This window comes from Flavobacterium rarum (SeqCode) (genome assembly GCF_965234445.1).
Classification (GTDB): Bacteria; Bacteroidota; Bacteroidia; order Flavobacteriales; family Flavobacteriaceae; genus Flavobacterium; species Flavobacterium rarum.
The window spans coordinates 1-24,598 of record NZ_OZ248506.1 but is presented as its reverse complement, the minus strand read 5'-3'; the positions used below and the strand labels follow the sequence as shown (position 1 = coordinate 24,598).

General features: G+C 35.3%; 16 protein-coding genes. 1 reads left to right on the top strand and 15 read right to left on the bottom strand.

Annotated features, from left to right (window positions below):
- Positions 1–63: 63 nt before the first annotated feature.
- From AC8GF4_RS16975 to AC8GF4_RS16915, 13 genes are all read right to left on the bottom strand, one after another.
- Positions 64–2,007 carry an OmpA family protein gene (locus tag AC8GF4_RS16975; RefSeq protein WP_506596377.1) on the bottom strand — a complete coding sequence of 648 codons (1,944 nt, stop codon included), beginning with the start codon at positions 2,005–2,007 and terminating at the stop codon, positions 64–66.
- 95 nt (positions 2,008–2,102) lie between these two features.
- On the bottom strand, positions 2,103–3,029 hold the full coding sequence (locus AC8GF4_RS16970; protein WP_506596375.1) for a PorP/SprF family type IX secretion system membrane protein: 927 nt from the start codon (positions 3,027–3,029) through the stop codon (positions 2,103–2,105).
- Positions 3,030–3,062: 33 nt separating this feature from the next.
- Positions 3,063–9,572 (bottom strand): T9SS type B sorting domain-containing protein, encoded by a 6,510-nt coding sequence (locus AC8GF4_RS16965; RefSeq protein WP_506596373.1) that lies wholly within the window; start codon positions 9,570–9,572, stop codon positions 3,063–3,065.
- A gap of 234 nt (positions 9,573–9,806) precedes the next feature.
- On the bottom strand, positions 9,807–10,730 hold the full coding sequence (gene queG / locus AC8GF4_RS16960) for a tRNA epoxyqueuosine(34) reductase QueG (RefSeq protein ID WP_506596626.1): 924 nt from the start codon (positions 10,728–10,730) through the stop codon (positions 9,807–9,809).
- A 127-nt stretch (positions 10,731–10,857) separates the two neighbouring features.
- On the bottom strand, positions 10,858–11,880 hold the full coding sequence (ruvB, locus tag AC8GF4_RS16955; RefSeq protein ID WP_506596624.1) for a Holliday junction branch migration DNA helicase RuvB: 1,023 nt from the start codon (positions 11,878–11,880) through the stop codon (positions 10,858–10,860).
- 83 nt (positions 11,881–11,963) lie between these two features.
- Positions 11,964–13,760 carry a cytochrome c oxidase subunit I gene (locus tag AC8GF4_RS16950; RefSeq protein WP_506596371.1) on the bottom strand — a complete coding sequence of 599 codons (1,797 nt, stop codon included), beginning with the start codon at positions 13,758–13,760 and terminating at the stop codon, positions 11,964–11,966.
- Positions 13,761–13,788: 28 nt separating this feature from the next.
- Positions 13,789–14,946: a cytochrome c oxidase subunit II gene (locus tag AC8GF4_RS16945; protein WP_506596369.1), complete on the bottom strand. Its 1,158-nt coding sequence runs from the start codon at positions 14,944–14,946 to the stop codon at positions 13,789–13,791.
- A gap of 19 nt (positions 14,947–14,965) precedes the next feature.
- Positions 14,966–16,330, bottom strand: a complete 1,365-nt coding sequence (locus tag AC8GF4_RS16940; protein WP_506596367.1) for a quinol:cytochrome C oxidoreductase — start codon at positions 16,328–16,330, stop codon at positions 14,966–14,968.
- Positions 16,331–16,360: 30 nt separating this feature from the next.
- Positions 16,361–16,909 carry a c-type cytochrome gene (locus tag AC8GF4_RS16935; protein WP_506596365.1) on the bottom strand — a complete coding sequence of 183 codons (549 nt, stop codon included), beginning with the start codon at positions 16,907–16,909 and terminating at the stop codon, positions 16,361–16,363.
- A gap of 8 nt (positions 16,910–16,917) precedes the next feature.
- A complete protein-coding gene (locus tag AC8GF4_RS16930; RefSeq protein ID WP_506596363.1) occupies positions 16,918–17,442 on the bottom strand; it encodes a DUF3341 domain-containing protein in 525 nt (174 codons plus the stop codon).
- Entirely contained in the window at positions 17,435–18,838 is a 1,404-nt protein-coding gene (gene nrfD / locus AC8GF4_RS16925) for an NrfD/PsrC family molybdoenzyme membrane anchor subunit (protein ID WP_506596362.1), read from the bottom strand. Before nrfD ends, AC8GF4_RS16930 begins: the two co-directional genes overlap by 8 nt.
- Before the next feature lie 36 nt (positions 18,839–18,874).
- Positions 18,875–21,925 (bottom strand): TAT-variant-translocated molybdopterin oxidoreductase, encoded by a 3,051-nt coding sequence (locus AC8GF4_RS16920; RefSeq protein ID WP_506596360.1) that lies wholly within the window; start codon positions 21,923–21,925, stop codon positions 18,875–18,877.
- A gap of 86 nt (positions 21,926–22,011) precedes the next feature.
- A complete protein-coding gene (locus tag AC8GF4_RS16915; protein ID WP_506596359.1) occupies positions 22,012–23,355 on the bottom strand; it encodes a c-type cytochrome in 1,344 nt (447 codons plus the stop codon).
- A 218-nt stretch (positions 23,356–23,573) separates the two neighbouring features.
- Here AC8GF4_RS16915 and AC8GF4_RS16910 point away from each other — a divergent pair, with 218 nt between their 5' ends.
- Positions 23,574–23,963, top strand: a complete 390-nt coding sequence (locus AC8GF4_RS16910) for an SPOR domain-containing protein (protein WP_506596358.1) — start codon at positions 23,574–23,576, stop codon at positions 23,961–23,963.
- A 34-nt stretch (positions 23,964–23,997) separates the two neighbouring features.
- On the opposite strand, the gene mtnN is transcribed toward AC8GF4_RS16910, so the two are convergent.
- Both mtnN and AC8GF4_RS16900 read right to left on the bottom strand, forming a co-directional pair.
- Complete coding sequence (gene mtnN / locus AC8GF4_RS16905) at positions 23,998–24,342, bottom strand: 5'-methylthioadenosine/S-adenosylhomocysteine nucleosidase (protein ID WP_506596622.1); 345 nt, start codon at positions 24,340–24,342, stop codon at positions 23,998–24,000.
- Between the two features lie 74 nt (positions 24,343–24,416).
- Positions 24,417–24,598 (bottom strand): transposase (locus AC8GF4_RS16900; protein ID WP_506596356.1); only part of this gene is annotated, 182 nt, incomplete at its 5' end.

Here is a 24,598-nt window from a genome sequence, read left to right as displayed (position 1 = left end):
GCACAAAAAATCCCTTCTTTAAGAATGTCTCAAAAAGAAGGGATTTAAATACTTATTGTAGGTTTATTTCAACGAAACAATTATGAATTCACTTCGTCTGTTGGCTTGATGTTCTTCCTCAGTACATTTTACGCCATCAGCACATTGATTCACTAACATTGTTTCTCCATATCCTTTCCCGATTAATCGCGTCGAATTTATTCCGTTTTTCACTAACCAAGCTACTGTAGCTTTGGCTCTTTTGTCGGATAGTTTTTCGTTGTATTTCGATGTTTGGCGACTATCGGTATGTGAGCGTACTTCTATTTTCATCTCTGGATACTGTTGCATTACCGTCATCACTTTGGCCAACTCATAAGCAGCATCTTTTCGAATGAAGGACTTATCCAAATCAAAATAAATAATAGGAATATCCAAGGTTTTGGCCAAATCCGTTCCTACTGCAATGGTTTTAATTCTTTTTTCCAAAGCCACTGGGTAATCTTTGCTGCTGCTAAAACTCTTTGTCTTAACTGACCCTTCTTTGGTTTGGTATTCGTCTTTCTCAGCTCTTACATAATAAATTTTACCACAATCTACCGGAAAACTATATCGCCCTTTTGCATCTGTTTGTGTTACTTGCAGTGGCTTGAAATTGGCATCAAACAAACTCATCTTTGTGTTGATCAGTATTTCTTTTGTTTCCAAGTCGGTTACCAATCCTGAAAGTTCTTGCTCACAAGTTAGTTTTTTGTTCTCCACAAATCGGTAAATATCATCATATCCTTTTCCCCCTTCTCTGTTCGAGGTAAAAAATCCATTTCTATTTTTACTGTTGATCAAAAAGGCAAAATCGTCTTGCTTGCTATTGATTGGTTCTCCTACGTTTTGAATCCCGTAAAAGCTTTGATCTACTTCAATTTTGGCCACAAACACATCCAATCCGCCAAGTCCTGGTCGACCATCGCTGGCAAAATACAATTCTTTGTCGGCAGATATAAACGGAAAAGTTTCTCTTCCTTCGGTATTGATCTCTGGCCCCAGATTCTCTGGAACTCCATAAGTGCCATCTTCATTTATTTTGACTCTAAACAAATCCGATTGTCCTAAGGTACCCGGCATATCCGATGCAAAATACAACGTCTTTTCGTCAACGCTCAATGTAGGATGCGCCACACTGTATTGATCACTATTAAAAGGCAATTCTTTTACATCACTCCATTGACCTTCTTTGTCCAATGTGGATTTATAAATTTTAAGCAATGTGTTTTTGTCTGCATCTCTTCCTCTTTTGCCCGACAGGTAGTTATTCCTAGTAAAATACATTGTTTTACCGTCTTGGGTAAAAATTGGAGTCGACTCATTAAATTTGGAGTTGATCTTACGTTCAAATTTTTCGGGAATCCCCATTTCACCATCGGATTTCATCTCTGAGGCGTACAAATTCGTAAAAGATTTGTTGGTCCATTTGAATACTTTCTTGGAAACCCCGCCGGTATCTCTTGCCGATGCAAATACTAATTTATCTCCAAAAAAAGAACTACCGTAATCGGAGAATTCCGAATTAACTCCTGCATCCACTACTTGAAAACGACCAGAATTGACTTTGATCTCTTCTAGGTAATTCTTGTTTTCTTTGAATAATATCCCTCTTTTATCGTTACCGGTTTTTGCATTAAACTGCTCCAGCATCTGATCGGCTTTGGTGTAGTCTCCTGTTGATTTTAATGTTTGCGAATAGCGGTAAAAATACTCTGGCTCTTGGTTGGGATATAAAGCAAAAAGCTTATCGTACCATTTTAAAGCTTGTGGCAATTCGGCTTTAAAGTAATAAGCATTGCCTAATTTTTGGAACATCTTCTCGTCTTGGTACCCTTTCTCGGCTACTTTCTCGTAATTGTCTATGGCGTCCACATAAGCATATCGATCGTAATTGGTATCTGCTTTGGCAACGGTTGCTTTTTGGGCATATCCCTGTGTTAGGATAACACTCAAAAACAGGATGTAAACTATGTTTTTAATTTTCATATGAAGATAATATTTGTTTTTTAACGGAATATGGTATCGACATTCTTCTTTGCAATTTATGATATGGAATCATGCCGATTTCATAAGTGTACGTTTTAGAAGAATCTTGGGGATATAATTTTGTCAAACTTGTTAAACAATTCGTATCGCAAAAAGATTTCGTGCGAACCTGAATTGTAATCAACTAAATCGGTGGTGTCAAAATCATAGGCATAGCCCACAAAAAAAGAATCACTTGCTTGAAATCCGACCATAGCACTCATCGCTGCGCTCCACCTGTAGGCCAATCCTGCCACAAATTTATCATTTATCATAAAATTGGCGCTCAAATCAACTTGCAATGGCGCTCCTTGAACGTATTTACTTTGCAAAGAGGGTTTGAATTTAAGACTTGGATTCAAATCAAAAACATAACCCGCTATTAAGTAATAATTGATTCGCTCGGTAGCTATATGACTCGTAGAACTCGATGTAGCAGAACCATCAAAATGTTGCGTTTCGATAAGATTAGGCGCGGACAATCCTAAGTAGCCTTTGTCGGAATGCAAATAGAATCCAACTCCTATATTGGGTGAAAATTTATTGTCTATGTTTTCTTCAAATATAGGGTCGCCTGGGTATTGATCCAGTTTGGTAAAGTCTACGTTTAACAAATTGGCACTGGCTTTTATTCCAAATGACATTTTATACTTCTCTGATGCTGGGATAGTGTAGGAGAAATCGACAGCGATATTATTTTCATCAGAAGGCCCTATTTGATCGTTTACAAATGATAATCCCAATCCTACTTTACTTTCATTTATCGGTGTATTAATCGAAAAAGAATTCGTTACTGGAGCTCCATCCAAACCCACCCACTGTGTACGATGTAAAGCAAAAATGCTCATTGCCTGTCGGGATCCTGCATAAGCTGGATTGACCAATATAGTATTGTACATGTACTGGGTGTATTGGGCATCTTGTTGGGCATAGCTGTTAATGGACAAAACCATTAACAACAACCCTATTATTATTGTTTTCATAAGTATATTTATTTTTAAAGCTTGGGGCTCTTTTTATTTTCTATTCAAATACAAGTATCCTGATTTTTCAAAACTATTGTTACCGCTGTCTTTATATTTAAGTATATAAAAGTAAGTTCCTACAGGCAATTCAGATGATTTCTCTAAGGTAACTCTTCCCTCTGATATCCCTCTAAAGGCTTTGTCCTCATTGTTGTATTGATCCCTTTCAAATACCAAAACTCCCCAACGATTGAAAATCTCTATCGAATTCTCTGGATAACATTCCAGTCCAAGGATATAGAATCGATCGTTTTGACCGTTACCGTCTGGAGATACCGCATTAAAGACTTTTACAGCACAGCCCGAAACTGATAGTACAGTAGGATTATCATTAACCAAATTTGAATCATCTGATTTGTCTTCTACTACTAAACCACTTGGTGCTGTTCCATAAACGGTAGCTTGGTTAGAAATACTTCCCGAATTGATATCGCTTTGTTTGATCGTATATACTCCTTGGAAATGGGTACTATTACTCTCTCCAATGCCCAATGTTAATGGAAATCCTGACATTACAACCCCTGGTAATGGATCACTTATCGTAACATTGGTCAAAATCGTGTTACCAGTATTGGTTACCTCAAAACTATACGTAATAGTTTCTCCTGCTTTAGAATAACCATCACCATTTTCGTCATTGAATTTGGCCGTTTTCACTAATGCAATACTTGGCTTATCTACAATTATCGTAACCGTTGCAGTCGTACAATTGGTTGGTCTAACTATTTCGCATATTGAATAGGTCAATGTATAGGTACCAGCTGGTATATTAGCCCCTAGAACTATTGTCCCATCTCCTTGCAAAGTCATAAACCCTGTTGGATCTGCTGTAACTGTAGATACTACAACATTACTTACTGTGGCTGGTGTCAATTCTATAAAATCATTAGACAATACATTCAAAACATTTTGCGCTGTTGTATTACTCACAATTGGACCAGCCAAATCAGTATCAGCGAATATTGCCGGTGGAGCTGGTGATGGTGGTGGTGCAACAGTAATTATCTGAATTGTAATACTAGCCGTATCACATAATGTTGGTAATGCTAACGAACATATTTGATATTCTAATATATAATTTCCAACTGCCGTTCCTGGAGCAACATTCAAAGTACCATCTGCATTAATTGTTATTCCTGATGGATAAACCCCTACTCGAGTTACAACTACTGTATTTAAAGTAGCAGCGGTTAATACTACACCATTTAGACTATCATTCAATAGTATATTTTCTGTTGTTCCTCCAAATGCTCCAATTATAGTTGATAATGCATCATTTTTAGCATCTATTGTGTTAACAACTACTACTGAAGTCACGGTATCACAATTACTTGGATTCGTTACTTCACAGATTCTGTAAACTACATTGTAGTTTCCGGCCGGGGTGTTTGGTGCTACCGATACCGTTCCGTCTGCATTTAAGGTTAATCCTGTTGGAACTGCTAGGCCTACCAAAGTTACTTGACCTGGGTTACTACCTATTACTACTGGACTACCGTTTAAAGTGTCGTTCCCTACTAAAGTCGCTGTGGTTCCTCCAGTTAATCCGTTGATTGATGGAGTTGTTTCGGTTACCGCATCGATTAGTGGTGCACTTACCACAACCGTTACAGTGGATGTGGCACAATTCGCTGGCGAAGCTCCTACTTCACATAATTGGTAGGTAATGGTATACGTTCCTGTGGTGGTGTTTGGCGCTAAGCTCAAAACTCCGTTTGCATCTATGCTTAATGGTCCAGTGGTGATTGGCGTAACATCTGTATTTGATACTGTTACTGCAACTCCATTTAAGGTATCATTATCCGTTACGTTTCCAACGGTGGTGGTAACGGTAGTGCTTGGTGTTTGTGCTGGGAAAGTGTTGTCCAATACGGCATCGATTACATTGCCAACTACTACTGTAGCAACTGCTGTATCACAATTCGCTGGATTGGCTCCTACTTCACACAATTGGTATGTTATAGTGTATGTTCCTGTGGTGGTGTTTGGCGCTAAGCTCAACACTCCGTTCGCATCTATGCTTAATGGTCCTGTGATAATTGGCGTAACATCCGTGTTGGAAGCTGTAACTGCAACTCCATTTAAGGTATCATTATCCGTTACGTTTCCAACGGTGGTGGCAACGGTAGTGCTTGGTGTTTGTGCTGGGAAAGTGTTGTTCAATACGGCATCAATTACATTGCCTACTACTACTGTCGCAACTGCTGTATCACAATTTGCTGGATTGGCTCCTACTTCACACAATTGGTATGTTATAGTGTATGTTCCTGTGGTGGTGTTTGGCGCTAAGCTCAACACTCCGTTCGCATCTATGCTTAAGGGTCCTGTGGCGATTGGCGTAACATCTGTATTTGATACTGTTACAGCAACTCCATTTAAGGTATCATTATCCGTTACGTTTCCAACGGTGGTGGCAACGGTAGTGCTTGGTGTTTGTGCTGGGAAAGTGTTGTTCAATACGGCATCGATTACATTCCCAACTACTACTGTAGCAACTGCTGTATCACAATTCGTAGGCATTGCTCCTACTTCACACAATTGGTAGGTAATGGTATACGTTCCTGTGATGGTGTTTGGCGCTAAGCTTAACACTCCGTCCGCATCTATGCTTAATGGTCCTGTGGTGATTGGAGTAACATCCGTGTTGGAAGCTGTAACTGCAACTCCATTTAAGGTATCATTATCCGTTACGTTTCCAACGGTGGTGGCAACGGTAGTGCTTGGTGTTTGTGCTGGGAAGATGTTGTCATCATTAGCACAAATTACATTAGAAATAATTATATCCGCAGTTGTCAATGATGTACAACCAACAGAATTAGTTACAGTATAGCTATAAGTACCCGAAGATAAATTAAAAATAGACCATGAAGGAGTATTACCTGAGATAGAAACTGGATTAATCATCCAAATCCCTGAAGGCAACCCACTTAATAAAACACTACCTTTTGAAAAAGCACAAGTTGCCTGAGTTAAAACAGATACTGTTGGCGCAGCTGGTGCGGCATTGATTGTCAAAACAACAGCGGTTCTTGTTAAACTAGAACAGGTGCCGTTAGACGTTTGTCCGTATAATGTTAGTGTCGAAGCGGTTGTACTTACTAATGTCGCTGGATTTACCACATTTCCGCCTGTTGCAGCATCATACCAAACAATACTTGATCCCGAAGGAACCGTGGCTGTTGCTGTCAAAGTTTGAGATGATCCTGTTTCGCATACCGTTACGTCCACTGGCGCTGTTGGCGCAGCTGGTGCGGCATTGATTGTCAAAACAACAGCGGTTCTTGTTAAACTAGAACAGGTGCCGTTAGACGTTTGTCCGTATAATGTTAGTGTCGAAGCGGTTGTACTTACTAATGTCGCTGGATTTACCACATTTCCGCCTGTTGCAGCATCATACCAAACAATACTTGATCCCGAAGGAACCGTGGCTGTTGCTGTCAAAGTTTGAGATGATCCTGTTTCGCATACCGTTACGTCCACTGGCGCTGTTGGCGCAGCTGGTGCGGCATTGATTGTTATACCTACACTTCCAGTCATTGCAACTGTACATCCTGTAGTTGCATTAGTGGCTACAACTGTATACGTTCCAGCGGTCGTTTTGTTTCCAAAACTAATCGTACTACCGGTTCCTGCAACAACTGAACCGTCATTTACACCACCTAATTGTAATTGATAATTGATACCAGTTTGAGAATTTGCTAGTCCTACTGCAACACCTGTTCCACCAGAACAAAAAGCTCCACCGCCTGTTACAGTATAACTTATTGGTAATGAATTAATAGAAACCAAAACACTTCCAGTCATTGCAACTGTACATCCTGTAGTTGCATTAGTAGCTATAACTGTATACGTTCCAGCGGCCGTTTTGTTTCCAAAACTAAACGCACTTCCAGTACCTGCAACAACTGATCCGTCATTTACACCACCTAATTGTAATTGATAATTGATACCAGTTTGAGAATTCGCTAGTCCTACTGCAACTCCTGTTCCACCAGAACAAAAAGCTCCACCGCCGGTTACAGCATAACTTATTGGTAATGAATTAATAGAAACCGAAACACTTCCAGTCATTGCAACTGTACATCCTGTTGTCGCATTAGTGGCTACAACTGTATACGTTCCAGCGGTCGTTTTATTTCCAAAACTAATCGCACTTCCAGTTCCTGTAACAGCTGCTCCATTATTTACACCACCTAATTTTAATTGGTAATTGATACCAGTTTGAGAATTCGCTAGCCCTACTGCAACTCCTGTTCCACCAGAACAAAAAGCTCCACCACCTGTTACAGCGTAAGTTGTTGGTAATGGATTTACCGTTACAGTTACTGGTGCAGTTGGATCAGATTCTCCTAATGTTGATATTGCAATTCTGCGATAGCTAGTTGTAACTATTAATCCTGAGGGAACATCATAAGTTGTAGCAGTTTGACCTGATATCGTATTCCAGGTAGTAAATGGACTTACAGCACTTTCCCATCGGTAGGTTATTGTTCCAACTCCTACACCATTACTTGTGCTTGTAAAAGCAGCAGGATCTCCTCCACTACAAATTGTTCGATCTGAAGCAATTGATCCTGGCAGGACAGTTACTTTAACATAAGCTGTAGCTTTATCACAAATAGTAGGAGACAAAAGCGTCGAACACAATTCATATTCAATTGGATATACTCCATTCACGGTTCCCGAGGCTACAGTAATAATACCCGCAGCATTAATAGTTAAGGGTCCTTGAGTCTTAGGTGTGATAGTAGTGTTACTCGTTGTTGCTGCAACTCCATTTATAAAATCATTTGACATTACAGAAGTTGGCAGAGTTGAACCTGAAATCACGGTCGCAAATGGAGACAAACTACTCCCATCATTAACCGCATCGATTGGAATACAATTGATTACTACAGGGGTTGAAGCTACCGAAAGCCCACATTCTTTTATTCCTGCAACCGAATATGATCCTGTTTCCGTAGGGACATAAGTTTGGTTTGTGGCGCCTGGTATCAAGACATCATTTAAATACCATTGGTATGGCTCTAACCCTGGCTCAGCCGTTAAGGTCGAAACACACCCAGAACCGTTTATTGTAGGGGCAAACTGTTGGGTGGCATTATCATTATACGAAGACAAGTAAGAAGCCATAGAAAACCCTCCTTCTGACTGCACCATACTCAAACTCATTCGAACAGAAGATGTAAAAACAAGGTTTGTAGGATCACCTAATTGAGTATTTGTAAATCTCATAATGTAATAACCAGAACTACCTATTTGATATCTTGAAGTACTTGTCAAAGTCTCCAAATTGACACCATTTATAAAAACTGGAGCAGATGCATCATTAACTAAAACATACCCAAAATATTTTAAGGTAGTATTATTATATGTTAAAAATTTAATGGTTTCTACACTATAGGAACCCGTACAAGGACTTATAGGAGCAACACAAGCCATATCAACTTCGCAACTTTGTGCTGTACCAGAATATACTATAATTTTTTTATCAGCAGAAATAATTGAAGCTGAATATTTTACACCATCAATACCATGAAAAATACTTTGATAACTTCCAGCAGTTGGCAAAAGGTAGTTATTTGTAGCTGTTATGGTTCCTGCAGTATCTACAGTATTTACAGTAACTCTTGTATTGTCTTCAGTAGCAATAAAGACGGTTTGTTCTGGGAAATTTAAATTAGTACTAGTACCTCGAGTTGTTCCACTTCCTCTAACCACTAAATAATTTGTACCCAAAACTCGAACAGGAGGAATTTCATTCAAAACTGAATCTCCACAACCAGTTGGCGTATCTCTCCATTGACCAGAATTCATTACAACTGGTTTAGTAGAAGAAATTAATGATCCGATTGCTGTTTGAAAAAGATAACACTGGCCTGCATTCAAAGTAACCAAAACAGTCCCATTTATTGATACCACAGTGTTGTTATCAATTGCCATAACTGAATAAACAGGTGCTGCTGTTGCAGCTGGAAATCCTGTTGGTGCATAAGCATAAAGCCCAGTGAAATTTGTTCTGTAATATCCTACTCTAAAAGAAGATCCAATTGCTTCATTTCCATAACTTGCTAATGAGGCATTTCCTTTAATCTCTGCAGGTCTACCACCATTTACTTGATCACTTTCAATATTTCTTATAGAAACTGCAATGGGTAGAGTACTTGTAAAAATCAACCCTCTATCATTGTATATTGTATTGATGGCATTGGCAGGTTTTGTTGCAGGGATACCTGTTGGTCTGAAAGCAACAGGTGAACCTGAAGTAACACTCATCGTTGTAATTGCAGTTCCATCACTTTTGGTAATGGTCACACTAGCTGTCCCTGAAGGACATGAAATAACAAACTCATTAGCATCTGAAGAATAATCCCAAGGAGCAGCGGCAATATAATGTTTTGTTGAATATTGAGAAAATACAGAAAAACTACTGAATAAAAATAAAACAACAAAAAATAATGGCTTAAAAGATTTAAGCCTTTTTAAAGTAAAGTTTCTCATAATTAATTCTGTATTAAGTTCAAATAGAATGGGACATGCAAAATTATAAAATTGCAAACAACTTATTAACAAAATCCGATTAAATGCTTTTATAGTCGACAACAAGCGTTTTTAACCGATAAAAAAGTGTTATTTCTTTAAATTACAACTAATTACAATAAAGATACAAAATATTTTAAATAAAAATTAATATGCAAAAATAATTAAACAAAAAAACTAGATAAAAAATGAAAATTATTTTAAAAAGGCAATATTTCGCTTAATTCCTTGATATTTAGTGCGTTTAAGCGCAGAGTTTTTAAAAACAACATTGAAAGTTTCTTCTGATATTTCAATCCAATCTTTTTTGGATATAGAAAGTAAATCAGGATTAGGATTAAATAAAGGTTCATTATGCGGCTTTGAAAACCTATTCCAAGGACAAACATCTTGGCAAACATCACAACCAAATACCCAATCATTAAATTTACCTTTCATTTCTTGCGGAATACTATCTTTGAGTTCAATAGTAAAATAAGATATGCATTTACTTCCATCAACTAAATAGGGAGCAACAATTGCTTGGGTAGGACAAGCATCAATACAAGCGGTACAAGTACCACAATGATCTGTGGTTACTTGATCGTATTCTAAGTCTAAATCGATAATAAGTTCGGCAATAAAATAAAAAGAACCTACTTTTTGAGTTAATAAATTGCTACTTTTTCCAATCCAACCTAAACCACTTTTTGCTGCCCAAGCTTTATCAAGTACAGGGGCTGAATCTACGAATGCTCTACCCGAAACTTCTCCTATATTTTGTTGAATGGAAAAAAGTAATTCATTTAATTTATCTTTGATTACATAATGATAATCTTGACCATAAGCATATTTTGATATTTTAAAAGAATCAGAATTCTGTAATTCAGAAGGATAATAATTCAACAAAAGCGAAACCACACTTTTGGCATCATCTACCAATAAAGTAGGATCCAAACGTTTATCAAAGTGATTCTCCATATAGGCCATTTGGCCATTTCTATTCTTGTTTAACCAATCTTCTAGACGAGGTGCTTCTTGTTCAAGAAAACCAGCTTTAGATATTCCACAAGACAGAAAACCGAGGCGTTTAGACTCAGACTTTATGAACTCTGTATATTTTGATTTATTGTTTAGAATAATAAAAAAAATTATAATTACCGACTTGATAAAATAACTATCGAATAATTCGTTAAAAAAGAAAAATTTTTTCTACTTACTTGAAGTTGGCAAAAACATAGTATTTAGAAAGAAAAGCTTCTTACAATTAAAACAAGCCTCCTTGAATATTTGTTTTAATTTTACCTAAATGCTTATAAGCTTTATCAGTAACTTCTCTTCCTCTAGGCGTTCTCATAATAAAACCTTCTTGGATCAAAAAGGGCTCATATACTTCTTCAATTGTTTCACTACTTTCGGAAACAGCAGTCGCCAATGTTGAAAGACCAACAGGGCCTCCTTTAAATTTATCAATAATAGTATTTAATATCTTATTATCCATCTCATCTAGGCCATGAGCATCAACATTTAGTGCTTTTAAGGCGTACCGAGCAATTTCAATATCAATTGTTCCATTTCCTTTAATCTGAGCAAAATCTCGAACCCTACGAAGTAATGCATTTGCTATACGTGGTGTCCCTCTGCTTCTACCAGCAATTTCTATAGCAGCTTCCAGAGAAATAGGCATTTTAAAAATAGAAGCCGAACGCTCGACTATAGAAGTTAAAAGTTCAGTAGTATAATATTGCAATCTTGAAGAAATACCAAACCTAGCACGCATAGGCGCAGTAAGTAAACCTGATCGAGTAGTTGCACCGATTAATGTAAAAGGATTTAAATTAATTTGAACGGTTCTTGCATTTGGACCTGATTCAATCATGATATCGATCTTAAAATCTTCCATAGCTGAATATAGATATTCCTCTACTATAGGACTTAAACGATGAATTTCATCAATAAACAAAACATCTCGCTCTTCAAGATTTGTTAATAAACCAGCAAGATCCCCAGGCTTATCCAATACAGGTCCTGAAGTAATTTTGATACCCACTTGCAATTCATTAGCCAAAATATTAGCCAAAGTGGTTTTCCCTAATCCAGGAGGCCCGTGAAAAAGAGTATGATCTAGCGCTTCATTTCGTTGATTAGCGGCCGCAACAAAAACTTTTAAATTTTCTAACACCTGATCTTGACCTGCAAAATCATCAAAAGACAAAGGCCTTAATCTTTTTTCGATATCAAGTTCATCAGTGCTTAAATTGCTGTTAGTAGGATCTAAGTTTTCATTCATTCTATAAAGATAAAAAAAGTAACTATAAATTATAAAAAAATGCCTCTCAAGATTGAAAGGCATTTAAAAATTTTATTTTAAAACTAATGATGTAATACTTCTTCTCCAACTTTCATTGGTACATTTTGAGGTACAAAATCATCATCATGACCTGGTTTACTATAATCATAAGGCCAACGGTGAACTTCTGGAATTTCTCCAGGCCAGTTACCATGAATATGTTCTACTGGCGCTGTCCATTCCAAAGTGTTGGATTTCCATGGATTCATAACTGATTTCTTACCATAGAAAATACTACTAAAGAAATTATACAAAAACACTAATTGAAAAACTCCACCAATTAATGCAAATGTTGTAATCAATACATTTACGTTTTGCAAATCATCAAATAAAGGAAAATTCGTATTTGTATAATAGCGTCTTGGCAAACCTGCTAAACCAATAAAATGCATTGGGAAAAATACACCATAAGCACATATTGCAGTAACCCAAAAGTGAACATATCCTAAATTTTTGTTCAACATTCTACCAAATAATCTTGGAAACCAATGATAAACACCTGCAAACATTCCGTAAAGTGCAGAAATACCCATAACCAAGTGAAAGTGAGCAACAACAAAATAAGTATCATGAACATTAATATCCAATGTACTATCTCCTAAAATAATTCCAGTTAAACCTCCAGTTATGAAAGTAGAAACCAAACCTATTGAAAACAACATAGCTGGATTAAGTTGTAAGTTTCCTTTCCAAAGCGTTGTTATATAATTAAACGCTTTAACTGCAGATGGTATTGCAATTAACAACGTAGTAAAAGTAAAAACAGATCCTAAAAAAGGATTCATACCAGAAATAAACATATGGTGACCCCAAACAATTGTTGACAAAAAGGCAATAGCTATGATAGACATAATCATTGCTCTGTAACCAAAAATTGGTTTACGTGAGTTTGTTGCAATAACTTCAGAAGTAATACCCAAAGCAGGTAAAAGAACTATATAAACTTCAGGATGCCCTAAAAACCAAAATAAATGCTCAAACAAAACAGGTGAACCACCTTGATAATGTAACACTTCACCCGCTAGATATATATCTGACAAGAAAAATGAAGTACCAAAACTTCTATCAAAAATCAACAATAAAGCAGCCGATAATAAAACAGGAAAAGAAACTATACCGATAATTGCAGTTACAAAGAAAGCCCAAATAGTAAGAGGCATTCTTGTCATTGACATTCCTTTGGTTCTAAGATTAATTACAGTTACGACATAATTAAGAGATCCCATTAAAGATGAAGCAATAAAAATTGCCATAGAAACCAACCATAAAGTCATACCCAAACCAGAACCAGATATTGCTTGAGGGAGTGCGCTTAAAGGAGGATAAATAGTCCAACCTGCATTTGCAGGTCCTGATTCAATAAATAGAGAACAAATCATGATTACACTTGACAAAAAGAATAACCAATACGAAATCATGTTCATAAAACCGGATGCCATATCTCGAGCACCAATTTGTAACGGTATTAATAAGTTACTAAACGTACCACTCAAACCCGCGGTAAGCACAAAGAAAACCATTATTGTTCCGTGTATAGTAACTAAAGCTAAGTAAATATCGTTAGTCATTACTCCATTTGGAGCCCATTTATCACCAAGTAAAATATTAAAAATCTTGAAAGACTCTTCTGGCCATGCCAATTGCATTCTAAAAAGCATAGACATAGTAACACCAATTACTCCCATAATAATACCTGTTATAAGGTATTGTTTGGCAATCATTTTGTGATCAATACTAAAAATATATTTAGTAATGAAAGTGTCCTTATGGTGGTGTTCGTGTTCGTGATCGTGTCCGTGATCGTGACCTTCTGCTGACATATATTTATACTTTAAATTTTCTTAATAATTATTTCATAGCTATTTTAACAACAGCTACAGTATCTTTTGATTGAGTTGAATCTACTTTTACTTCGCCTTCAGAAGGTACAGCACCTGCTTTATCTTCTTTAACTTGGCTTACTAATTTGGCTTGTTCATTTACCCATTTCTTGTAATCTTCTGGAGAATCAACAATTACTTTCATTTGCATGTTATAATGTGAAGCTCCACAAATTTTATTACACAATAATAAATAGTCAAAAGTGTAAGGGTCTAAAGCTGTTTCACCTTTAGCTACAAGTTCAATACTTTTCTTAGCTCTAATTTTATTAATATTAGCTACTTTCTCAACCATATAAGGTAACGCTTGATATTCAGCAGTTGTATATATTGGAGTAAAAGCAAACTCTGTGACCATTCCAGGAACACAATTCATTTGCGCTCTAAAATAAGGAAAATAAGCAGAGTGCAAAACATCTTGAGAACGCATCTTGAAATGAATTTTCTTTCCTTTCGGGATATGTAATTCAGATACTACTATATCATCTTGAGAGTATGGATCAGCTAAATCCACACCTAAAGTATTAACGCCTTCTATTAATCTTACATTAGCTTTACCTAATACATTGTCTGTACCTGCATATCTCGCTGTCCATTTGAATTGTTGAGCATAAATTTCAATTACAACCGTATCATCATCTTCATCAATAAACATAATATTGGTCCAAGCATACAAACCGTAAAGAATTAAACCAGCCAAAACAACAGCAGGAATAACACTCCATATTGCTTCTAATTTATTATTATCAGCAAAATATAAGGCTCTTTTATCTTTATTTCCTCTGTACTTAAAAGCAAAATAATGCAATAGAACTTGCGTAATAGCTTGAACTATAAATATTAAAACCCAAGTAACATTCATTAATCCGTCTATTAACGAACCATGTTCTGAAGCAGGGGTATGAAGAACTAATGGACCCCAAGTGTAAACACCATAAATCGTAAATATATAAATGAAAGCAACAAAGCCAAACATCAAATATCCTTGAACATTATTATCATCGTCATTTGCTATTTGAGAATTGTCCGAAGTCGAACCTACTTGCGTTAGATCGAAGATCTTCGTCAATTGCCATAATGCAATTGCCAATAAAACTAAAACTATAATTACCAACAAACTTGTCATCTGTTTATCTCTTTAAATATTAATAATGAAAATGTTTACTCTCTTCTATATATGGATTTCTTTTTGGTAACAAAGGAACTTTAGTTAATGCTGAGAAGACAACAAAAATAAATAATCCAAGAAAGAATAAAACGGATGCAATTTCTGAGATTCCAATAAACCAACTTCCACCCACTGTACCTGGCATAATCATATTGAAAAAGTCAATATAATGACCTAACAAAATTGAAATACCAGCCATAACTAAAATCCAAGTGATACGTTTGAAATCAGTATTTATTAAGATCAATATTGGAAACAAGAAATTCATAACTACAGCTCCAAAAAATGGTAAATTGTAAACTTGAATTCTGGTTACAAAATAAGTAATCTCTTCTGGAATATTAGCATACCAAATCAACATGAATTGTGAAAACCATAAATATGTCCAAAATACACTAATACCAAACATGAATTTAGCTAAATCATGTATATGACTTGAATTTACATTTTCTAAATACCCTCTTGATTTCAAATATACAGTAACCATGGCTATCATAGTAATACCACTTACAAAGAAACTAGCAAAAACGTACCAACCAAATAATGTACTTGACCAATGCGGATCAATAGACATAATCCAATCCCAAGACATAATGGATTCAGTTACAATAAAGAATACTAAAAACATTGCAGAAATATTGAAATTCTTTTTGTAAAAAGAATTATCACTTGATTCATCTTGAGCCAGACAATTTTTACGAGAAAAATAACGATAAGCATTCCAACCCAACAAAAATATAGCAGCTCTAACTATCCAAAAAGGAAAGTTTAGGTATCCTGATTTTCCAGCAATAATTTTATCATGAGCTACGACTTCAGGATCCAACCAAATAAACAAATGGTTAAAATGCAATCCACATAACAATAAAAAGATAAAAAACAAAACAGAACCAACTGGCAAATAAGCCGTTATTGCCTGCATTACTCTAAAAAGAACTGGCGACCAACCTGCTTGAGCAACTTGTTGTATAGCATAAAAAGCTAAAGTCCCCATTGATAAAAGCATAAAGAAAATACAAGCTACATATAATGCAGCCCATGGTTTGTTTTGCAATTGATGAAAAACATGCTCTAAATGTTCCTTATGTTCAGAAACTTCTTTTACATCATGTTTCTCAGTTTCTAATTTGCCATGTTCTGTAGCTGCTGTTTCAGAATTATGAGCAGGTGCAGCTGTTTCATGTTTAGCTTCACCATGTCCTCCATGAGTTTCTGCAGCAAGTAAAGCTTCAACTTGTTGAATGTCTTTAGGTGCAGTTAAAAATCCGTATCCAATTCCTAAAAGGCCAATTGCCATTAAGACGAAAGAAAACGTTTTTAATTTACTTGAAAATGTATACATATCTATTACGATCAGTTTGTTCAACAATTTTTATTGTGCTCTAAGTTTAAGAACATAGTCTGAAACTAACCAACGTTCGTGTGAACTAAGTTGGTTTGCATGAGAACCCATAGCATTTAACCCATAAGTTACAACAAAGTAAATACTACCTTCGGTGATTTCTCTGTCTTTGTAGCTAGGAACCCCTAATATTTTTTCTCTTTCAACTAATTTTCCTTTACCATCACCAGCTGCACCATGGCAACTGATACAATAAATTTCAAAAAGATCCTTCCCCTTACCGGAATTTCTGTCTAATGAATCCAATGGAGATTTTAAATTTGCTTTCGCTAATGTATATCCTTCAGGAGTATTATCATATTCGAAAGGTTGAAAACCTCTTTTAATAGAACCAATAGCAGGAAGTTGTGCTTCATTACCATTTTTGAAAACAGTTACTGGTGCGGGAGCATATGTTTCAGCACTCACTGCTTCATACATATTTGGAAAATATTGATAATTAGGATTTGCATCATTATGACATGATGAAACGAATATCATTATACCAAATACAAGTGTTATTTTATATAAACTTTTCATATCTAAAATTAATGCTTATCAATTACTTTTACTTCTACTGCACCTGTACTTTCAAAGAAAGAAACTAATTCTTCTTCATTGTTATTAACAGCAACTTCCATTAAAAAATGGTCATCTGTTGTTCTAACATCAGGATTTTCAGCTTCTTTAAACGGCCATAATCTACTTCTCATATAAAAAGTAATAACCATTAAATGCGCAGCGAAAAATACTGTTTCTTCAAACATTATAGGAACGAAAGCTGGCATATTATCAATATAACTAAAACTTGGTTTACCACCAATATCTTGAGGCCAGTCTTGAATCATAATAAAATTCATCATCCAAGTACCAAAAGACAATCCGCACAATCCATATATAAAAGCACAAATGGCTAATCTTGTTGGTGCTAAACCCATTGCTTTGTCCAATCCGTGAACTGGAAAAGGGGTGAAAACTTCTTCAATATGGTGATGAGCTGCACGTGTTTTCTTTACAGCATCCATCAAAATATCATCGTCATTATAAATGGCGTATATAACTCTATTACTCATGATGTGAATGTTTATTAGCTTCTCTTTCTTTAATATAATATTCTCCAGTAGCTTTCAATATAGTTTTAACCTCGGCTTGAGCAATCACTGGGAAAGTTCTAGCATACAATAAAAACAATACAAAGAAGAAACCAATTGTTCCTATAAAAATTCCAATATCAACAAATGTAGGAGAGAACATGGTCCATGAAGACGGTAAATAATCTCTATGCAATGAAGTTACAATAATCACAAATCTTTCAAACCACATACCAATATTTACTACAATTGAAATGACAAAAGAAAACATAATACTTGTTCTTAATTTTTTGAACCACATAAATTGTGGTGAAAACACATTACAAGTCATCATCGCCCAATAGGCCCACCAGTAAGGTCCAGTTGCTCTATTTAAAAACGCATATTGTTCATACTCTACTCCGGAATACCAAGCAATGAAAAGCTCAGTTATATAAGCAACCCCAACAATAGAACCAGTAATCATGATTACAATATTCATCAATTCGATATGCTGAATAGTAATATACGCTTCAAGATTAGAAACCTTTCTCATTATAATTAGCAAAGTATTAACCATTGCAAATCCTGAAAAAACCGCTCCAGCAACGAAGTACGGAGGGAAAATTGTAGTATGCCATCCTGGAATTACAGAAGTTGCAAAGTCCATCGACACAATAGTATGAACCGAAAGTACAAGTGGAGTAGCTAAACCTGCAAGAACCAAAGATACTTCTTCAAAACGTTGCCAATCTTTTGCTCTACCACTCCATCCAAAACTTAATATAGAATATACTCTTTTGTTAAAAGGAGTAATTGCTCTATCACGAAGCATTGCAAAATCGGGTAACAAACCAGTCCACCAGAAAACTAATGAAACAGAAAGATAAGTAGAAATTGCAAACACGTCCCAAAGTAAAGGAGAGTTAAAGTTTACCCAAAGTGATCCAAATTGATTTGGAATAGGCAATACCCAATAAGCCAACCAAGGACGACCCATGTGAATAATTGGAAATAAACCTGCTTGAATAACAGAGAAAATAGTCATAGCTTCTGCAGAACGGTTAATAGCCATTCTCCATCGTTGACGGAATAATAATAGTACAGCAGAGATAAGAGTACCGGCATGACCAATACCAACCCACCATACAAAGTTAGTAATATCCCAAGCCCAACCAACTGTTTTGTTTAATCCCCAAGTTCCAATACCGGTAGATACAGTGTAAATAATACACCCCATTCCCCAAAGGAAAGCGGTTAATGCGATTGTAAATACAATCCACCATTGTTTGTTTGCTTTACCTTCAATAGGTGCGGCTACGTCTACAGTTATATCGTGATATGATTTATCACCTATAACTAAGGGTTTTCTAATGGCTGCTTCGTAGTGAGACGACATAATCCTTTATTTGATTCTTAATTAATAATTTTTGTACTAGGTATTTCTAACTTTAACGTGGTATACAACATTTGGTTTTGTACCAACATGCTCTAACAAATGATAACTTCTTTCATCTTCAGCCAATTTAGTAACTGAAGCCTCTTTATCATTTACATCCCCAAATATCATTGCTCCAGTAGAACAAGCATTTGAACAAGCAGTTTGGAATTCTCCATCTTTAATAGCTCTTCCTTCGTTTTTAGCTTTCAAAATTGTAGCTTGTGTCATTTGAATACACATTGAACATTTTTCCATTACTCCACGAGAACGAACATTTACATCTGGATTTAAAACCATACGTCCTAAATCATCATTCATATGATAATCGAATTCACTGTTTTTATTATATAAGAACCAGTTAAAACGACGCACTTTATAAGGACAGTTGTTAGCACAATAACGCGTACCAACACATCTGTTATAAGCCATTTGATTTTGACCTTGACGACCATGTGAAGTTGCAGCAACCGGACAAACAGTCTCACAAGGAGCGTGATTACAATGTTGACACATTACAGGTTGAAAAGAAACTTGTGGATTAGCATTTGCATTTTCCATTTCATTGAAAGTAGATAATGAACTAGACAAACCAGCTATATTTTCTTTTCTCTCATTATCACCTTCAAAAGTACTTTCAGAAGAATAATATCTATCGATACGCAACCAGTGCATATCTCTACTTCTTCGTACTTCTTCTTTACCAACAACTGGAACGTTGTTTTCAGCATGACAAGCAATTACACAAGCGCCACATCCAGTACAAGCATTTAAATCAATAGATAGATTAAAATGATGTCCAGTAGAACGATCAAAAGAACCCCATAAGTCAACAGAAGTAGCTTCTACTTCTTTGTGATCTAATGATACCATTGGTTTTTCATTCCAAAACTCGACATCTTTTGTATTGAATATTTCCAAAGAAGTTTCTTTGATAATATCCCCTCTACCCATCAATGTTTTTTGACCTTGAACACAAGCAAATTCGTGTTGTCCATCAGCTTTTACTAATGTAGCAGTTTGTACATTATTAAAATTTTCATATAAACCGTAAGCATTAACACCTACTTGCATTTCTTCTTTTAAAGCTGCTTTACGACCATAACCTAAAGCCATACCAATTGTACCAACCGCTTGACCTGGCTGAACAATTACAGGAACATTTTCAAAAGTCACTCCATTTGCATTTAATTTTGCATAACTTCCATTCAATCCACCATTTGCAACAATTTCATTTGACAAACCTAATTTCTTAGCATCAACACTTGAAACAGTAACATAATTATCCCAAGACACTCTTGTTAATGGATCTGGAAACTCTTGTAACCATGGGTTATTCGCTTGTTGACCATCTCCCATTCCAGTTTTAGTATACAATACTAATTCTAGACCGTTTGATTTTGCTTGTGCTAAGATATTTGCAGCACCTGAATAATCAGCTGTTCCTGCAGAAGCTGATGGTACAACTCCAACATAAACTCCATCATGTAAAACAGTGTTCCAAGACGAACCAGCAATTACTGAACTTGAAAAAGATTTCAAATAATCATAATAAGTACCTGGAATACCACTAATAGATAATAAAATATCTTGAAATTGTTTGGTATTGAATAATGGACGAATTGTAGGCTGAGTAAGACTGTAAGTTCCTTTTGTTAAAGTTAAATCACCCCAAGATTCCAAATAATGAGGAACAGGAGCAGCAATTGTAGAAAGCAATGCCGTTTCGTCTTCTTTTAAAGATAATGAAACTGAAGTCTTCACTTTCTTCAATCCTTCAACAAACAATTTACTGTCAGCTAAAGTATAAACAGGATTAACACCACTCATAATTAAAGTATGAACACTACCAGCATTCATATCTTTTATCAATTGAGCTACTTTTTCATTAGATCCTTTACGTATTTGTCTAGTACCCGAAGTAGAAAAAGCTTCACTTGTTAATACTTGATTAATTGCTAAGACTAATAATTGAGCATTTTTATCTTGAATACCTGAAACCAAAAGTCCTTTCGAACCGGCTGCTTTTAATTGCTGAGCAGCTTTTGTTACATCTGCTTTATAAGCTGCATCCAAAGAAGTAGCTACAGACGAACCAGTAATAATGTTATAAATAGTAACTAACGCTTGCTTCTGATTTACGGTTGACATTGCAACACGTTTATCAGCTGCAGCACCAGATAAAGTCATATTTGATTCTAATTGAAAATGACGAGACATTTTTCCGTTTTTAGGAATTCTACCTTGTGCATATCCAGTATCGTAACCACCACCTTGCCAATCTCCAAGGAAATCAGCTCCAACTGAAACGATTAAAGAAGCTTTTGAAAAATCATAATCCACTAAAGCTCTTTCTCCATAAACAGTTTCAAAAGCATCTAACGCTTCTGAAGAAGAAACAGCATCATATATAACATGTTTAGCATTTGAATTCTTAGCAATAAAACTAGCTATAAGTGCTTCTGTAGAAGGACTTGCTAATGTGTTTGTCAAAAAAACAACTTGTCCACCTTTTGCTTTAGCATCAACAATACTAGATTTGATTTTGGAATCAACTGCAGCCCATGTAGAATCTTTTGCTTCTAATTTTGGTTCTTTCAAACGCATACTGTCATACAATCCTAAAATAGAAGCATGAACTCTAGCATTTGCGGTGAATTTTGCTCCAGCAATAGCATTATTGTCAATTTTAATTGGACGACCTTCTCGCGTTTTCACCAAAAGGTTTGCAAAATCAAAACCATCAAATATTGAAGTTGCATAATAATCTGCTACCCCAGGTATAATTTGTTCAGGTTGTAATACGTAAGGAATAGACAAGTGCACAGGGCCTTCACAAGCAGCAAGTGACGCTGCCGCAGTACTAAAACCAACGTACTTTAAAAAGTCACGACGTGTAGTTGAAGAGGATGACAAAGCAGCTTCGTTTCCTAAAAATTCATCAGTAGGAATTTCTTCAACAAATTCGTTATTTCTAAGCGCCTCAACAATAGAACTATTTCCGTCTAGCTCTTCAACACTTTTCCAGTATTTTTTGTTTGATGACATATTATATATAAATATTAAATCTTAATTATTATTTTATTGATTCGTTTAAAGGTTTATTCGAATAATCGATTAACCTAATAACCTTTCTAGTAATGACATTTACCACATTCTAAACCACCCATTTGAGCAGCAGTCAACTTATCAACACCATACTTTTTAGAAAGCTCTTCATGAATTTTAGTATAATATTCATTCCCTTCCATTTTAACGTCAGTTTTTCTATGGCAATTAATACACCACCCCATTGTTAAAGAAGAAAATTGCTTCATTATTTCATATTCTTGAACTGGTCCATGACAAGTTTGACATTCAATTCCAGCAACCGAAACGTGTTGAGAGTGATTAAAATATACAAAATCGGGTAAATTATGAATTCGAACCCATTTTACTGGCTCTGTTTTACCAGTATACGATTGTGAAGTAGCATCCCATCCAACTGCTTTATAAAGCTTTTGAATTTCTCCATCGTAAAAAGCCTTGCTGTATTCAGGAGTAGCAGTAGTTTCTGCAACTTCACCAATACTTTTATGGCAGTTCATACAAACGTTTAAAGAAGGTATTCCAGAATGTTTACTAACACGTGCCGAAGAGTGACAATATTTACAATTGATCTCATTGTCTCCAGCGTGAATTCTGTGTGAGTAATGTATTGGCTGAATAGGCTGATAATTTTGATCAACTCCAACTTGCATTAAAAAGCCATAAACAAAATACGCCCCAGTTAATATTAAAAATATAGAAGTTACTAAAACCAAAAATTGATTTCTAGCAAAAGCTTTCCAAATCGGCAACGAAGGTTCTTTAGGAGCTACTTCAATTCCATTAGCAGAAGCTACTTTTCTTAAAACTTTATTAACTAAAACTAACATTACAATAAGAATTATCATAACAAATGATAACGCACCTAAAATAACATTATTAGAAACACCTCCATCTTGAGAAGCATCACCTTTACCACCAGCTACACCAGCTGCACCTGCAACTACAGCAGGAGCTTCTGCTTTTGGCTCAGAAGTATAAGCTATTATATTATCAATATCACCCTCAGATAATTGAGGAAAAGCAGTCATAGGAATTTTATTGTTTTCCTCGAAAACCTTAACAGCAGCAGCATCACCAGATTTTATTAAATCTGAACTATTATGAATCCACTTATAAAGCCATGTAATATCATGTTTTGAAATGATATTTCTAAGAGCTGGCCCTGTCGCTTTAGCATCAAGTTTATGACAAGCAGCACAATTGGCATTAAAAAGCTCTTTACCTTTTACCGCATCACCTCCAGAACTCACGGCTGGAGCTGCTGTAGTTGCTGCAGCGGCAACAGGAGCTGTATCCTGAGCAAATGTAGCTACGGAAATACTTAGCATTAAAGCTAAGCCTAAAAATAATTTCCTTGAATTCGAATTATGGTTACCCACCTTTTTCATATTAAAATATTGATTATCTACTAAAAAATTGTTCGTTTGTCATCCAAAAATACTGAAAACCTAACGGACCTAATTTAAAAATTTGGACAAAAATACGACTTAAGAACTATTCTCAAAACCTTAAAATAATCTTAATTATAATTTATATTAAATCTAAATAATAAAACTATTACGATTTCCTGTTAAAAAACTATTTTTGCATAATAAATAATCAGATTATGAGATTTTTAAGCCCACTTAACACATTGCTACTCTTTACACTGTTTTCCATTACCTCTACAAATTTAATGGCTCAAAGCACTATATTAAACCTAAATGAAAACTCAAAATTTGAACAATTATTAAACGAAAAAAGAAAATCCAACCCTAATTTATCATATAACGATCGTTATAAAATTCAAATTTACAACGGTGTTAGTGAGAGTGCCAAAAAAACTCTATATGAATTTAGACAAGAATATAAAAATTTGGATGGAACCATAATTTTCAATACTCCTAATTATAAAGTTTGGGTTGGAAACTTCAGAACCCGAATGGAGGCAGAAAGAAACCTTATTGAAATTCAAAAAAAATACAAAACAGTATTCTTAATAAAGCCAAGTAAATAAAATATTAATAAAAATCTTTGCTATAAAAAAAGTATTATTGAATTAATTTTTGAATAATTGCCACTCCAAATTTGGAAGCGACTTGAGTTACAAATTCATTAAAATCAACAACAGAATTCTCATTCGACTCATCTGAAATAGTACGTATAATAACATATGGAACTTTATATTCAAAACAGACTTGCGCTACTGCAGCTCCCTCCATTTCCACACACAAAACTTCAGGAAGCAGGGTTAGTAGGTTTTTCTTTTCTTCATTATTAGAAAAGAATTGATCGCCACTTGCAATTTGACCAACAACAACTTTTGGACTTGACAAAGAAAATGTCTTTTGTTGTTTAAAAGAAATTAAACGAATTAAATCATCATTCCTTATCATATTATTTACATTCTCTACAGCCCAATCCAAGATGTTTTTTGGAGGATAAAGGGGTCACATAAATTTTATGGGGATTAAGCAAAAAGTTTTTCCATTCTAAAGAGAAAGAATTTCACATCTACTACGCCTCTTTGATTTGCTCTAAAGAGTTTTATTTTGGAATTAAATGATTCTGCATTTGCATTAGTATGTCTGTTTTTAAAGAAGTTTAAAATGGTTTCTAAATGATAGTTCAAACTATTTGCAGCGGTATTAA